At 54.9% G+C, this 14,134-nt stretch carries 12 protein-coding genes; 2 read left to right on the top strand and 10 right to left on the bottom strand.

Features of this window, described 5'->3' with window-relative positions:
• Nucleotides 1-7: 7 nt before the first annotated feature.
• From deoA to FBY13_RS20325, 8 genes are all read right to left on the bottom strand, one after another.
• The gene (gene deoA / locus FBY13_RS20360; protein ID WP_145395002.1) at nucleotides 8-1,336 is read right to left on the bottom strand and encodes a thymidine phosphorylase; all 1,329 of its coding nucleotides are present in this window, start codon (nucleotides 1,334-1,336) and stop codon (nucleotides 8-10) included.
• Nucleotides 1,337-1,395: 59 nt separating this feature from the next.
• Complete coding sequence (deoC, locus tag FBY13_RS20355; RefSeq protein ID WP_145395001.1) at nucleotides 1,396-2,175, bottom strand: deoxyribose-phosphate aldolase; 780 nt, start codon at nucleotides 2,173-2,175, stop codon at nucleotides 1,396-1,398.
• 232 nt (nucleotides 2,176-2,407) lie between these two features.
• On the bottom strand, nucleotides 2,408-3,181 hold the full coding sequence (locus FBY13_RS20350) for a TatD family hydrolase (protein ID WP_145395000.1): 774 nt from the start codon (nucleotides 3,179-3,181) through the stop codon (nucleotides 2,408-2,410).
• Complete coding sequence (locus FBY13_RS20345) at nucleotides 3,178-4,227, bottom strand: patatin family protein (RefSeq protein ID WP_063880898.1); 1,050 nt, start codon at nucleotides 4,225-4,227, stop codon at nucleotides 3,178-3,180. Before FBY13_RS20345 ends, FBY13_RS20350 begins: the two co-directional genes overlap by 4 nt.
• Before the next feature lie 240 nt (nucleotides 4,228-4,467).
• The gene (locus FBY13_RS20340) at nucleotides 4,468-4,629 is read right to left on the bottom strand and encodes a DUF1328 domain-containing protein (RefSeq protein ID WP_003848537.1); all 162 of its coding nucleotides are present in this window, start codon (nucleotides 4,627-4,629) and stop codon (nucleotides 4,468-4,470) included.
• A 99-nt stretch (nucleotides 4,630-4,728) separates the two neighbouring features.
• The gene (gene osmY, locus FBY13_RS20335) at nucleotides 4,729-5,343 is read right to left on the bottom strand and encodes a molecular chaperone OsmY (RefSeq protein ID WP_063880899.1); all 615 of its coding nucleotides are present in this window, start codon (nucleotides 5,341-5,343) and stop codon (nucleotides 4,729-4,731) included.
• Between the two features lie 256 nt (nucleotides 5,344-5,599).
• The gene (gene prfC / locus FBY13_RS20330) at nucleotides 5,600-7,186 is read right to left on the bottom strand and encodes a peptide chain release factor 3 (RefSeq protein ID WP_063881256.1); all 1,587 of its coding nucleotides are present in this window, start codon (nucleotides 7,184-7,186) and stop codon (nucleotides 5,600-5,602) included.
• 355 nt (nucleotides 7,187-7,541) lie between these two features.
• Nucleotides 7,542-8,141, bottom strand: coding sequence for a pentapeptide repeat-containing protein (locus tag FBY13_RS20325; protein WP_145394999.1), 600 nt, complete (start codon nucleotides 8,139-8,141; stop codon nucleotides 7,542-7,544).
• Between the two features lie 444 nt (nucleotides 8,142-8,585).
• On the opposite strand from FBY13_RS20325, the gene ftnA reads away from it, so the two are divergent.
• Nucleotides 8,586-9,092, top strand: coding sequence for a non-heme ferritin (gene ftnA, locus FBY13_RS20320; protein ID WP_063880901.1), 507 nt, complete (start codon nucleotides 8,586-8,588; stop codon nucleotides 9,090-9,092).
• 70 nt (nucleotides 9,093-9,162) lie between these two features.
• Here ftnA and FBY13_RS20315 read toward each other — a convergent pair whose 3' ends face one another.
• Nucleotides 9,163-11,526, bottom strand: a complete 2,364-nt coding sequence (locus FBY13_RS20315) for a TIM-barrel domain-containing protein (protein WP_145394998.1) — start codon at nucleotides 11,524-11,526, stop codon at nucleotides 9,163-9,165.
• A gap of 10 nt (nucleotides 11,527-11,536) precedes the next feature.
• A complete protein-coding gene (locus FBY13_RS20310; RefSeq protein WP_145394997.1) occupies nucleotides 11,537-12,844 on the bottom strand; it encodes an MFS transporter in 1,308 nt (435 codons plus the stop codon).
• 220 nt (nucleotides 12,845-13,064) lie between these two features.
• Between FBY13_RS20310 and FBY13_RS20305 the strand changes: the two genes are divergently transcribed.
• Nucleotides 13,065-14,129, top strand: a complete 1,065-nt coding sequence (locus FBY13_RS20305; protein WP_063880904.1) for a LacI family DNA-binding transcriptional regulator — start codon at nucleotides 13,065-13,067, stop codon at nucleotides 14,127-14,129.
• The last annotated feature ends 5 nt before the right edge of the window (nucleotides 14,130-14,134 follow it).

Genomic DNA, 14,134 nt, shown 5'->3' with positions numbered 1-14,134 from the left:
ATCCGCGTTAACCCGCCTCAGTCACCCGGCGATACACGACGGGCATGGCCGCTGGCGCGCTGTCACCCAGCGTGATGGCCGCTTTTACGGCGGCAGCGGCCTGCTGCCAGTGCGCTTCGCTGCTGGCATGAATAACGGCTAACGGACGGGAGGCATCCACCTGCTCACCCAGGGTAATCATGTCGCTCAACCCGACGCTGTAATCAATGGCATCGCTGGCGCGCTGGCGTCCACCGCCCATCGCGACCACCGCCATGCCCAGCGCGCGGGTATCCATATGGGTAACACAGCCCGCGCTGTCGGCATAAACCGCTTTGCTCATCGTCGGCGCAGGTAAATAGCTGTCGTAGCGCTCAACAAAATCGCTCGGGCCGTTTTGCGCTGCCACCATGCGGGCAAACACCTCTGCGGCCTTGCCGTTATCCAGCACCGTCATTAATTTTTCGCGTGCCTCAGCATCATTTTCCGCCAGTTTGCCGGAGATCAGCATTTCGCTGCACAGCGCCAGCGTCACTTCCAGCAGGCGCGGGTTACGCTGCGCACCGGTTAAGAAGCGCACCGCTTCACGCACTTCCAGCGCGTTACCGGCCGTGGAGGCCAGCACCTGATTCATATCTGTTAACAGCGCCGTGGTTCGGCAGCCCGCGCCGTTGGCCACGCCGACAATGGCCTGCGCCAGGTTTTCAGACGCCTCATAGGTCGGCATAAATGCCCCTGAGCCGACTTTGACATCCATCACCAATGCATCCAGGCCCTCGGCCAGCTTTTTCGCCAGGACCGAGGCGGTGATCAGCGGAATGGAATCCACGGTGGCCGTGATATCACGTGTGGCATAGAACCGTTTGTCCGCCGGAGCCAGGGAGTTGGTCTGGCCGATAATCGCCACGCCAACCTGTTTAATGGTCTGGCGGAAGTGGTCATCACTGGGGAAAATATCAAAACCAGGAATCGCTTCGAGCTTGTCTAAGGTGCCGCCGGTGTGCCCCAGCCCGCGACCTGAGATCATCGGGATATAACCGCCACAGGCGGCCACCATCGGCCCCAGCATCAGCGACGTGACATCGCCGACGCCGCCCGTGGAGTGCTTGTCGACCACCGGCCCGTTGAGGTTCAGGGATGTCCAGTTCAGCACGGTACCTGAGTCACGCATCGCCATCGTCAGCGCCACCCGTTCCGCTAGCGACATATCGTGAAAATAAATGGTCATTGCCAGTGCGGCAATTTGTCCTTCGGAAACGCTGTTATCGCGCACGCCGTTAATGAAGAAACGAATCTCGTCTTCACTCAGCGCGTGGCCGTCACGTTTTTTTCGAATGATTTCTTGTGCGAGGTACAAAGTTGCCCCCTTACGTCAGGGAAAGAGGAGAAAAGGCGGCCGGATGCCGCCCAGAAATATCAGTAGCCTGACTGACGAGTATCGCTGCTGTGTCCAAGCGTGTTCAGCAGGCTTGCCAACAGACTGGAGGCACCAAAACGGAAGTGGCGCGCATCAGCCCAGTCAGCGCCCAGCGTATCTTCTGCCAGTTGCAGATAGATGGCGGCGTCTTCCGCCGTGCGCACACCACCGGCAGGTTTAAAACCGACCTGCGCTTTAACGCCTTTATCGCGGATCACACTCATCATGATCTGCGCCACCTCTGGCGTCGCGTTTACCGCCACTTTACCGGTTGAGGTTTTGATAAAGTCAGCCCCGGCGTCAATGGCAATTTCTGAGGCCTGACGAATCAGCGCTTCCTGTTTCAGCTCGCCGGTTTCGATAATCACTTTCAGCAGAACACTGGCGTCGGCGCAGGCGGTTTTACACGCCTTCACCAAATCAAAACCCACCTGAACATTGCCCGCCATCAGCGCGCGGTACGGGAAAACCACGTCCACTTCGTCGGCACCGTAAGCGATAGCCGCACGGGTTTCGGCCAGCGCAATCTCAATGTCGTCATTGCCGTGGGGGAAGTTGGTCACGGTAGCAATACGCACATCCGGGGTTCCCTGCTCACGCAGTGTTTTACGGGCAATGGGAATAAAACGCGGATAAATGCAGACGGCTGCGGTATTGCCCGCCGGGGATTTAGCCTGATGACACAGTGCAATCACTTTCTCATCGGTGTCATCTTCATTCAGGGTGGTTAAATCCATCAGTTTCAGCGCGCGCAGGGCCTGCTGTTTGATATCGGTCATAGCGTTCTCCAGAACATGGGGTGAATCGTTGAATCACCCTTGCATGTGATAATAGTAACAATTCGGGGCCGGGTAATATGTGCCATACGTCACATCAAAGTATGAAACAACTGCAATATCTAACAAGAAAGTGGATTAATGCACGCTATCCGGCCGAGTCAACCCAGTATAAGCCAGCACTGAGAATGTTACTATTATAACATTTTGGTGAGAAAGGGGTAAACCGGCGGGATTACGGAAGAAGAAAAAGGCTGTGGCTGTTATGCCATAGCGCATCGGCGATCGTCTCGGGCGATTCGTCACGCAGTTTACACAACACCTGCCACACCTGAAAGGCACGCTCTGGCCGGTTAGGCTGTCCCTGAAAACCGTTGAGGGGCATATCCGGTGCATCGGTCTCCAGCAACAGCGAGGAGAGCGGTAGCTGCGCAATGGTCTGCCGGGTTTTACTGGCACGGGGATAGGTAATGGTGCCGCCCACGCCAATCGCATAGCCGAGTTTGATAAACGCCTGTGCCTGTTGCAGGCTACCGGCAAAACCGTGCACGACGCCGCGGCGCGGAAGATCGTGACGGCGCAGATGCAACGCCAGTTGATCGTGCGTGCGGCGCGAGTGCAGGATCACCGGCAGATCGTAACGTTTCGCCAGCTTCAGCTGCGCATCCAGAAAATATGTCTGCTGATCAAAATGGGGATCTTCACGATAACGATCCAGACCGATCTCACCGAGGGCGACCAGTTTAGCGGGCCGCTGTTTCAGCAACCTTTCAAGCTCAGCAAGGTGCGGCTCTTTATGATGTTCAATCACAATCGGATGCAGCCCCAGGGCAGCATAAAGGGCCTGATGCTCGCGGGCTAACTGGCAAACCAGGTCAAAGCGCCCGGCCTCTACCGACGGCACAATAATTTTTTCAACGCCCGCGTTCGCGGCCTGGCGCAGACTGGCGTCGACCTCATCCACGAACGGCGGAAAATCAAAGTGGCAGTGGGTATCCACAAACCTCATGCCAGCGAACCTTTACTGTAGGCATCATCGTTGCCTGCCAACGGCGTGATCACCGCCGCGCGCTCCGGTTCATTCGCCACCGGCGCTGATGGCAACACGATATCCAGCCCGGTTGCGGGTTCGGCATCGCTCAGCCACTGGCCAAGCGTGGCCATAAAATAGCGGCCACAGCGACGTCCAAGATGGTAGTCCTGATTGAGCGAAGCGACCCGGCTGCCCAGCGCGTTACTGGCTAAGGCGCGCGGCGGGAAGATTTCGATGATGCGTAAATCACCCGGTGGCTTCTCAATAAACTGCTGGGTTTCACGGTAGCTCTGCTCGTGATGATGCAGGATATTGATCATCGGCTGCAGCGCACTGCCGTTGAACCAGCGCTCCATGCGCGTCATCCAGCGCGGCGTGTCAAACATCTGCGAGGGCACGGTGCGGATCACCACAATGGTATCCGCGCCGCGTTTTGCGGCCTCACGGACGGGAATCGCGTCACTGACGCCGCCATCCAGATAGCTTATTCCTTCCAGATCCACGCCCAGCCGATAAAAGCCCGGAATCGCACTGGAAGCTTTAATAATTTCCAGCCAGTTATCACTGGTGGGCGCAAAATAACTGGGCGCATAGTCATCACTGCGACAGGCACACATATAGAATTCGCGCCCGTTAGCAAACAGCGTTTCGGCACTGCTCATCGCCAGGGGAAATTCACTTCGGGTAATATCGATCAACCAGTCGAGGTCAATAAGATTGCCCCCGCGTAAGAAACGTAGCGGATCGAAAAACAGCTTGCTGGTGGTATAGCGCGTAATGACCCGACGTGCGTAGCCCGGCTGTGCACACACAAAGGCAGACAGGTTCTGTGCCCCGGCTGAGGTGCCAAGCAGTAACTGGAAGGGGTTGAATTTAGCCCGCTGAAACTCATCTAAAACGCCAGCGGTAAAGATGCCGCGTTGACCGCCGCCCTCGCAGACTAAGGCGATTTTCCTGGCTTTAAAAGGTGTGAGAGCAAGGGGTTCAATCGCCCCCAGCGTCACGGGAATACGTATACCCAATGTACCGACCTCAGATTGGGTTCCCGATAGACAAATGTAGGGAATGCAGGGAGTAGAATTGTGGGTCGATACTAGCACGGAGAACCAGCTATGGTGTCCATAAATTGTGCTATTGGCGTTGCGCCGTTTAACACATCGTTGCGAATATGAAGCATCCTTTGCTTCACAATAACATTCGCTACAAATAACTGGTCTCCGTTTAATACTGGCTACGCCAGCATTAAACTGTCTGGGTCATCGCTATAGCTTTTTACGGCCAGTGAACAAGCTGATGAGGAACAGAATAATACCCACCACGAAGACCACTTTAGCGGCCCAGGCTGCGGTACCGGCCAGGCCACCAAAACCTAATGCAGCAGCGATCAGTGCAATCACCAGAAAAATAATGCCCCAACGAAACATAAGCCTCTCCTTCACCATTTAATATTGAACTGCTTGTTTCATCCCAACGATGGGTATTTTTATCAGTGCGGCCTCGCGGGGAAGCCGCACCGGGTCGTGTTAAGACTTGACCTTCAGGTCATTTTTAACACTTTTTACGCCTTCGATAGCTTTAGCGATGCTCTCAGCACGGTCGGACTGTGCCTGGTTCGCCACTTCACCTGAGAGCTGAACCACACCATCGGTGGTTTCAACTTTCACGTTACGTGAAGGAACCATGTCATCAGCTAATAGCTTAGCTTTAATTTCGCTGGTTGTAGCAGCGTCACCGGCATAACCTTTCATTGACTGATTTTTTGCGTCTTTCACGTGCAGTTTGTCGCTGACGGATTTCACGCCTTCCACTTTTTTCACCACGGCCACGGCTTTTTCAGCCTGGTCTTGTGAGGTGACAAAACCGCTCAGCGTCACCACGCCCTTATGGGTTTTGACAGAAATGTCGGTGCTTTTGATGGAGTCGTCATCAACCAGGGCCGCTTTCGCTTTGGCGGTGACGGCGCTGTCATCCATAAAGCCGCCCACTGATTTCATTGAGCTGTCGATTTTAGAACCGGCGCTGTCAGCCGTCTGTGACGCTTTCTGAGACGCGGATTCCTCTGCAAATGCGCTTCCGCTCAGCAGAGCAGTACCGATCATCGCAGCCATCAATGTTTTAGTAATCTTCGTTGTGTGCATCGATATCATCCTTCTATCTGTTAACTCGCCCAAAACTGTGGGCGCAAGAGCAGCAAACAGTGCTGCTGCGGCACTGGACGCAGGGAGAAATAAGTCTCTTTAACCGTCCGATGAAGTAATCATAGTCGGGATTTAGAGATTTGCTTGGGTAACTGGTTGATCGTGCGTCAAAAGCGAGGAAAAAGCGTGTTTTAGGAGGGTTCTGTATCGGTTAAAACAGGGCCATCCCGCGCTGGAATGGCCTTGCAGGCGCGGATTAATGCTCGCGGGTTTTGCGGAACGTCACATCAGGATAGCGTTCCTGCGTAATGTTCAGATTCACCATCGTCGGCGCGATATAGGTCAGGTTATCACCGCCATCCAGCGCGAGGTTAACCTCGTTTTTACGCTGGAAATCTTCAAATTTTTTGGCGTCACTGCACTCGACCCAACGCGCCGTAGAGACGTTAATTGCCTCATAGATGGCTTCAACGTTGTACTCGCTTTTCAGACGCGCAACGACCACGTCAAACTGCAGTACACCCACGGCGCCCACAATCAGGTCATTGTTATGCACCGGGCGGAACACCTGCACCGCGCCCTCTTCCGACAGCTGTACCAGCCCTTTCAGCAGCTGCTTTTGCTTCAACGGATCGCGCAGGCGGATACGGCGGAACAGTTCTGGGGCGAAGTTCGGAATCCCGGTGAACTTCATGTTCTCACCCTGAGTAAAGGTGTCGCCAATCTGAATGGTGCCGTGGTTGTGCAGGCCGATGATATCGCCCGGATAGGCTTCTTCCACATGCGAACGGTCGCCTGCCATAAAGGTCAGGGCATCAGAAATCACCACGTCTTTCCCGGTGCGCACCTGGCGCAGCTTCATGCCTTTTTCATAGCGGCCGGAAACCACGCGCATAAACGCCACCCGGTCACGGTGTTTAGGGTCCATGTTGGCCTGAATCTTAAACACGAAGCCGGTGAATTTCTCTTCTTTGGCTTCAACCTTGCGGGTATCGGTATCGCGCGGCATGGGACGTGGTGCCCACGCTACCAGGCCATCCAGCATATGATCAACGCCGAAGTTACCCAGCGCGGTTCCAAAGAACACCGGAGAGAGCTGACCGCTAAGAAATGCCTCTTCATCAAATTCGTTTGAAGCACCCTGCACCAGCTCCAGCTCGTCACGCAACTGAGCGGCCAGCTCTTCGCCTACCGCCGCGTCGAGTTCCGGGTTATCCAGGCCTTTGACGGTGCGGACTTCCTGAATGGTGTGCCCTTTACCGGTCTGATAGAGATAGGTTTCATCTTTATAAAGGTGATAAACCCCTTTAAACAACTTACCGCAGCCTATCGGCCAGGTGATGGGCGCACAGGCAATTTTTAACTCGCTTTCCACTTCATCCAGCACTTCCATCGGATCGCGGATGTCACGGTCGAGTTTATTCATAAAGGTGAGGATGGGCGTATCACGCAGACGGGTGACTTCCATCAGCTTGCGGGTACGATCTTCAACGCCTTTTGCCGCATCGATCACCATCAGACAGCAGTCAACGGCAGTCAGCGTACGGTAGGTATCTTCAGAAAAGTCTTCGTGCCCCGGCGTATCCAGCAGGTTTACCAGGCTGTCACGATAGGGAAACTGCATAACCGACGTCGTAATCGAAATACCACGCTGCTTTTCCATCTCCATCCAGTCAGACTTAGCATGCTGGTTAGAGCCACGGCCTTTTACCGTTCCGGCGGTCTGAATCGCCTGTCCGAACAGCAGGACTTTTTCGGTAATGGTGGTTTTACCGGCATCCGGGTGCGAGATAATTGCGAAGGTGCGGCGGCGTGCCACCTCTTCTAAAAAGGGATTAGACATGAGTGAATTCTTCTCAACGTAGCCACGCACTAACAGGCGCAGCAGATAAATCACGGTGGCCGGCAGAACCTTACCGGCAGGTAAACGGTGCCAAATGCGACTTTATGTCGTCGCGGGGTGAGCGCAAAGTTACATTGGCGTGCTTCCGGTTACCTGGTCAACTTTAAGGCGGCATAGCATACAATATTTTGTGCTAATGGCCTACAGCGTACCGAAGAGAAAGTCACGTCGGCCTGAAACTCCGCTTAACGAGGCTTAGCACGGATGCGGCGGCCCAGGCGCGCGGCGCAGTCATCCCGCCGCCAGCCACGGCTGTGAAAGTGAAAACCCCCACGTCACTGCGGCCCGGTGCCGGTTAATCCACCAATTCAATCCCTAAGCTTTCCAGCAGAGACACCGCCTCAAGACGCGAAAATTTGGCTTTAGTGACCGTATTGTTTAAGACATCAATGCTGTAATTCCATGCGTCGGTAAAATCGGCGCCCCGCAACAGCGTGTGATTGAATAAGCTGCCTGTCAGCTCCGATCCGCTGAACGTTGCGCCAGTCAGATCGCACTCTCTGAAGTCAACCTCCGCCACTCTGCACGCCTCCATTTTTAGCCCCTGAAGCTTAAGGCCATAAAAGGATGCGCTGGTCAGCATGCAGTTCATAAAATACAGCTCATGATCCAGATGAAAATCAGGCCAGTAGGCTTTTGTCCAGTCGATGCCGGTCAGCTTGCACTCCGTGAACTGCAGGCCATAAAAGCGGGTATTCGGCGCATCCAACAGGCTCAGATTACAGTGACTGAAAGTGCAGTTAATGAACTTACAGGCGGTAAACTGCGCAGAGGTGAAGTTGACGTTACTAAAGTCGCAGTCTTCAAAATGGGTTTCAGCGATGGTCAGACCGGTGAAATCCTCTTTTGAAAAATGGGTATCATAAAATTCAGCGTGACTGTCGATACGTTGCATATTCACCCTTATCGGTTAACGGTGGCATTTTACCAAAAGCTTATGCGATTTTTTCGCGACGGAACCTTCTCACGATCACCCTTCATATTTTGCCTCATGAACCGTCATCGAACATGTCTGTTCAGCGTGGCGGGCAAAAAAACGCGCGGTCCGATCGCGTACCTGATTTTCCTCTGTCGCCTCCCCAGGCCGCATACAGACTGCGCCTCAGCCCTCCGCAACATCGCAAAGGATCGGCGCACGCCCCGCCAGGTTAACATTCAGGGAGAAAATTGACCGCGCGAAAAGCAGACCACAATGATAATCGCTCGCATTCAACAGTTGAAATAATTCTTTTTAAATCAATCAGATAAATTGCAACTTTTTCAACAAAAGGCTTCCCATTCGTTACCAGACTGTTGCATAATTCACCACTAATTTAATGACAATCAAAAGGACGCGGCCATGCTGACTGCTGAAATGACTGGACGTTTAAACGACCAGCTGAACCTGGAATTCTTCTCCGCCAATCTCTATTTACAAATGAGTGCGTGGTGCAGCGATAAAGGCTACGAGGGCGCAGCGTCCTTCCTGAAAATGCATTCGCGTGAAGAGATGCAACACATGCAGCGCCTGTTCGACTATCTGAGTGATACAGGTGGTATGCCGGTGCTGGGCAGCATTGCTGCACCGCCCGTTGCTTACAATTCGCTGAACGAAGTGTTGATTCAGGCGCTGGATCACGAAAAGCTGATCACCAGCAAAATCAACGAACTGGCGCACTCTGCCATGACGACGCAGGACTATTCAACCTTCAACTTCCTGCAGTGGTATGTTGCAGAACAGCATGAAGAAGAGAAACTGTTTAAAACCGTGCTGGATAAACTGGCGATGGTGGGCGACAGCGGTAACGGTCTGTTCCTGGTCGATAAAGACCTTGGACGCATGAGCACCGAAAACCACTCAGCCTGAACATAAACCGGCCCACGCAGGTGGGCCGGTTATCAATATTGCGGATGACGACAGCCTGATGCGCTATCGCTTACGCCAGCCGATAACATGACGTCCTTTCACCGTTGATCCACAGCGAACGCTGCTCACCCGGCGGCAACATAATCGCTATCTCACGCCACGCCGGCAGATAATCGCCGCGCTTTTCAATGGTCAGATCCAGCCGTGACGCGCTACTGGTTAAAGACCAGTTCAACCATAACGCATTGCCTTTCTGCCAACCGTGGGTTTCGCCGTCGTCATCGAACACCTCACCCTGGGTGGTGGCATCGCCCGGCGCAGGCCAAATCTGCAGCTCACGCACGTTATCACGTTGCGCATCGGTGGTGGTTTCGCACTGTCCCAGTGGGATAGCGGCCCCGGCACGGACCAGCAACGGCAACCGATCCAGCGGTGCATCCAGCGTCACGGTTTGTCCGCCCGCCAGCCAGTTGCCGGTGTGCCAGTCATACCAGCCGTGGGTATTTTCCGGCAGATAAACCTGGCGCTGGCGTGCGCCCTGCTCCACCACGCTGGCCACCAGCAGATCGCGTCCCAGCATAAAATCATCGCACTCGTCGTACGTACGGGGATCGTCCTCATGATCGAGGAAGGTCGGCCGCAGCATGGGTTCATCCTGCTCGCTGGCCTGCCAGGCAAGCGTATACAGATAAGGCATCAGACGATAACGCAGGCGGATCGCCTCGCGGATCATCGGTGTGGCTTCCGGATACATCCAGGGCTCGTTCACCGTATGATCGTCATTCCAGGAGTGAATGGTAAACCGTGGATGCATCACGCCATTCTGCACCCAGCGTACAAACAGCTCCGGATCGGGTTTATCCCCGGCAAAGCCGCCCACATCGTGCCCCACGTTAAACAGGCCTGACAGGCTCATCCCTAATCCCATGCGGATGTTGTAGCGCAGGGTTTGCCAGTTTGTCCGGTTGTCGCCGCTCCAGGTCTGCACATAGCGCTGCATCCCTGCACAGCCAGAGCGCGAGATCAGATACGGCCGCTTCTCCGGGGCAAAGCGCTGCTGAGCTTCCATCGAGGCCCGCATCATCAGTAGCGGCATCACCGGACGAATATGCTTGATGGCGATGGGCTGACCAAAGCCATAGCAGCGCGCTTCACCGTCCCAGACTTCATATTCGTTATTGTCGTTCCAGGTTGAATCGATGCCTTTTTTCAGCAACTGCTCAGTGACGTTTTGCTGCCACCACGCCACGGTTTGTGGATGGGTAAAATCCAGATGCGAGCCTTCGTCATCCCAGAACACCGAGCGTTCAGGCCGGTCATGTTCCGAATCGCGGATAAACAGTCCCTGGTCCGCCACTTCTTTGTAACGTGGATGATCCTGCAGCAGACAAGGCTTGATATTGGCTGCCAGCTTCATCCCGGCCTGATGGAAAGAAGCGCTCATCCCCTCCGGGTTCGGCACCTTGTCGTAGTTCCAGTTAAACACGTAGCGCTTGTTGTTAATGGAGGTGTAACCCGACGACAGCTGAAACGAATCGCAGGGAATTTCATGCTCACGGCACAGCTGGATAAAGGACAGGAGTTGCTGCTGCGCATCAGGCGCATCCGTGTAGTGCATGGTGGAACCGCTATAGCCCAGGCTCCACTTCGGCTGAAACAGGGTACGACCGGTAAGGCGAACAAAGGCCTTAGTGACGTCCAGCAGCGTCGGACCCAGCATCATGTAGTAATCCAGATCGCCCGCCTCCGCACGGTAGCGACGATAAGGCAGATGGTAATTATCTAACTCATTGCCCAGATCCAGCCAGCTGCTGCTGAGGTTATCGTAAAACAGGCCAAAGCTGACGCCGTCACGCTGGGTCAGCGTGAAGGGAATATGCTTGTAGAGCGGATCGGTACTGGCCGCGTTATAGCCCATGGCATCCAGGTTACGCATCTCATAACGACGGTTAACCCGGTTGAGGTCGCCACTTTTTTCACCCAGGCCGTAAACCCGATCCTGCGGCTGGCGGCGCTGATAATGTTCCACGCCATCGCCATGCATGTTCAGCAGGTAAGCCCCGGTATGGCGATCGACCGCCAGCGGTTGCCAGCCAGTGCCGTCAAAATGTTCCCAACTGAGGCACAGCGGATAATGCACGGTGACGCGCAGCCGGTCAGTAGCCAGGCGGATTTGCTGCGCCTCCTGCTCAACGGTAAAAGCGGGCAGTGTAAAGCCTTCCAGCGATTCGCGATCGCGTCCCTCCCATGGCACATCCTCCTGGGGAGCAATGCTCCAGGTGCGATTAAGCGCCAGCTCCCCATCGCGTTTCAGCAGCACGCGCATCAGGCCATTTTCTAATACGTAAATACGTAAAAAGTGACGTTGCTCGACTTTCAGTTCGACGAAATTCGCCGCCTGGTGATGAAGCGTCCATGTCTTAAGCGTTTTCATCAGGTTACCCTCAATTTTTAGCAGTACTTTGGCGGCGTTCGGCGATAAACATCACCAGGAAAACCGCGCCAATCAGGTCAAAAAAGCCCATGGCAATAAACAGGGGATTAAAGCCAATGGTGTCGGCCGTGACGCCGATAATCAGCGAGAAAATAAAGCTGGCGATCCAGGCACAGGAGCCGCGCATCCCGTTAACCGTTGCCATCTGGCGGCGATCAAAACGCTCGACCACCAGCGCACTCAACATGCAGGAGATCACCTGGTGACCGAACCCGCCGATGGAGATCAGGGCGATGGCCAGATAGGGATCTTTAACCAGCGTCATTAGTGCCAGAGAGATCATCAGGGCAGCCCCGGTCACGGAACTGGCAACGATAGAGTTGACGCGGGAGCAGCCAAACCAGCGCACATAGAGTTTGGTCAGATAACCGCTGGCGATGCTGCCCAGATCCGCAGCCAGGAAGGGCAGCCAGGCAAACATCACGATCTGTTTCAGATCCATGCCGCGTTCATTGGCCAGGTAGAGCGGCACCCAGAAGCTCAGTACCGCCCAGGCGGGTTCAGCCAGAAAGGCCGGAATGGCAATACCGTAAAATTTCTTCTCTTTACCAATCTCTTTCATGGCGGTGAAAAACGGCAGCTTTTCGCCGATGACTTCTTTGTCCTGGGTGATAAACGCCCGTTCTTCCTCCGACAGACGCGGATGGCTTTCAGGCGAGTGATAACCCCACCACCAGAGCGCGACCCAGATCAGGCCCAGCCCGCCGGTCAGCAGAAATGCGCCCTGCCAGCCAAACGAGATATGCGCGACATAAATAATGGGCGGTGCCAGCATCGCGCCAATGGAGAAACCTACGCCAGCCCAGCCTGCTGCTACCGGTCGTTCCTTTTTCGGAAACCATTCCCCAATGGCTTTGGCATTCGCAGGCGTGGCCGCGGCCTCGGATGCCCCCATCACAAAGCGCAGCAGCGCCAGATGCAGCCAGCTTCCGGCTCCGGCGTGCAGCAGACAGGTAATGGACCAGATAACGGCGCAGATTAAAAAGCCCATCTTCAGGCCGATAATATCGATCAACCAACCGCAAAGAGGCTGAAACAGCGTATAGGCCAGCTGAAAGGCGGCAACCACCCAGGAATATTGCTCCGTAGTCATATGCAGGGTGTTTTTCAGTTCGGGGGCCAAAATGCCCAGGGAGTTGCGGGTGATGTAGTTCACCGTCACGCCCAGCAGGAACATACCCAGCATCCACCAGCGCAGATTTTTAATAACCCGCACCGTGCGCGATGCGCTGGTGCGGGTGGTCGAGTCGAGACTCATGATGAAACTCCTGTAGCCAGTAATAACCGCGTTGCCGCGAAGCAAACCTTTTTGTCTGATCCGACCTTAAAAAAGCGCAAAACGTGGGTACAGCCCATTTTTTGCAACTCTTTTCATGACACTATCTGGAAATAACAAAAAACCCCTCTCAGACCAGTAGGGACACGATTCAGCACGTTATGAAAATTTTTTCATTTGCAGATTTGAGGGCGATCACAGAATGAAACAAAGCTTAAAAGTGAGCGAGATTGCCGCCCTGAGCGGCGTGTCAGTCAGCACGGTTTCTCGCGTCCTGGCCGGGAAAGCCAATATCCGCACCGCCACGCGCGATAAAGTCCTGCGCATTGCCCAACAGCAAGGCGTACTGGACAACCTTCATCATGGGCGGCTGCTGCTCAACGATCTGATGGTGTTTGCACCACCGCGCGCGTTTGATATCCGCACGGATATATTTTATTACAAGGTGATCCAGGGCATCAGCGAGGCCGTCAAACCGCACGATGTCCGGCTGCGCTACTGCCCGCTGGAAGAGGTGGAAAGCGATGCCGCCCTGTTTATCGACAAGATGCAGCAGACGGAGGCGGCGCTGTTAATCGGTATCGACGACGAGCACATCCATCAGTTGGCAGCCGAAATGAATAAGCCCTGCGTGCTGATCAATGCCCGCGATCGCCGAATGCGGCTGCCCTCGGTATCGCCCGATCATCAGCTCATTGGGGAGTTTTCGGCGCGCTATTTGTTTGAACAGGGTCACCGGCAAATTCTGTCGCTGCACTGCCTGCGGCGTTACACCATGGAACAGCGGCTGCAGGGAGTGCGCGATGCCTGGCATGCCATGAATCTGCGCTTCGACAGCCGTCAGCACCTGATTACGCTCAACAGCTTTAGCAGCAGCGAAGCCAGCGCTTGTCTGGGTGAATATCTGCGTCATTGTCCTCAGGCACAGCGGCCCACGGCGATTCTGGCAAGTGGGGATTATATTGCGGCGGGAACCGTGCAGGCGTTACAACAGGCCGGCCTGCGGGTGCCGCAGGATGTGTCCGTCATGAGCATGGATGGTTTTAATCTGGCGACCGTACAGGAGATTCCGTTAACCTCGGTGCAGGTGCCGCGGGATGAACTGGGAGAAGCCGCCGTTAAAGTCCTTCAGGCCCTGCGTTTAGACCCGGACCTGCCACCCGGCAATCTGCTGCTGAACGGCAAGCTGGTGGTACGCGACTCTGTCCGCCGCATCCGGGATAATCCGGGCCATGCCTCGGTGCAGCAACACGGGCTTTACAGCTGAGGAGG

This window comes from Pantoea sp. SJZ147 (genome assembly GCF_007828605.1).
Lineage (GTDB): Bacteria > Pseudomonadota > Gammaproteobacteria > Enterobacterales > Enterobacteriaceae > Pantoea > Pantoea allii.
This window is presented reverse-complemented; position numbering and strand designations above follow the sequence as displayed.

What these genes read in the sequence shown, in the direction of transcription:
- FBY13_RS20305 (WP_063880904.1), top strand. Translation starts at nt 13,065, where the DNA reads ATGAAACAAAGCTTAAAAGTGAGCGAGATTGCCGCCCTGAGCGGCGTG.
- FBY13_RS20350 (WP_145395000.1), bottom strand. Translation starts at nt 3,181, where the DNA reads ATGAGGTTTGTGGATACCCACTGCCACTTTGATTTTCCGCCGTTCGTG.
- prfC (WP_063881256.1), bottom strand. Translation starts at nt 7,186, where the DNA reads ATGTCTAATCCCTTTTTAGAAGAGGTGGCACGCCGCCGCACCTTCGCA.
- osmY (WP_063880899.1), bottom strand. Translation starts at nt 5,343, where the DNA reads ATGCACACAACGAAGATTACTAAAACATTGATGGCTGCGATGATCGGT.
- FBY13_RS20340 (WP_003848537.1), bottom strand. Translation starts at nt 4,629, where the DNA reads ATGTTTCGTTGGGGCATTATTTTTCTGGTGATTGCACTGATCGCTGCT.
- FBY13_RS20315 (WP_145394998.1), bottom strand. Translation starts at nt 11,526, where the DNA reads ATGAAAACGCTTAAGACATGGACGCTTCATCACCAGGCGGCGAATTTC.
- deoC (WP_145395001.1), bottom strand. Translation starts at nt 2,175, where the DNA reads ATGACCGATATCAAACAGCAGGCCCTGCGCGCGCTGAAACTGATGGAT.
- FBY13_RS20310 (WP_145394997.1), bottom strand. Translation starts at nt 12,844, where the DNA reads ATGAGTCTCGACTCGACCACCCGCACCAGCGCATCGCGCACGGTGCGG.
- FBY13_RS20325 (WP_145394999.1), bottom strand. Translation starts at nt 8,141, where the DNA reads ATGCAACGTATCGACAGTCACGCTGAATTTTATGATACCCATTTTTCA.
- ftnA (WP_063880901.1), top strand. Translation starts at nt 8,586, where the DNA reads ATGCTGACTGCTGAAATGACTGGACGTTTAAACGACCAGCTGAACCTG.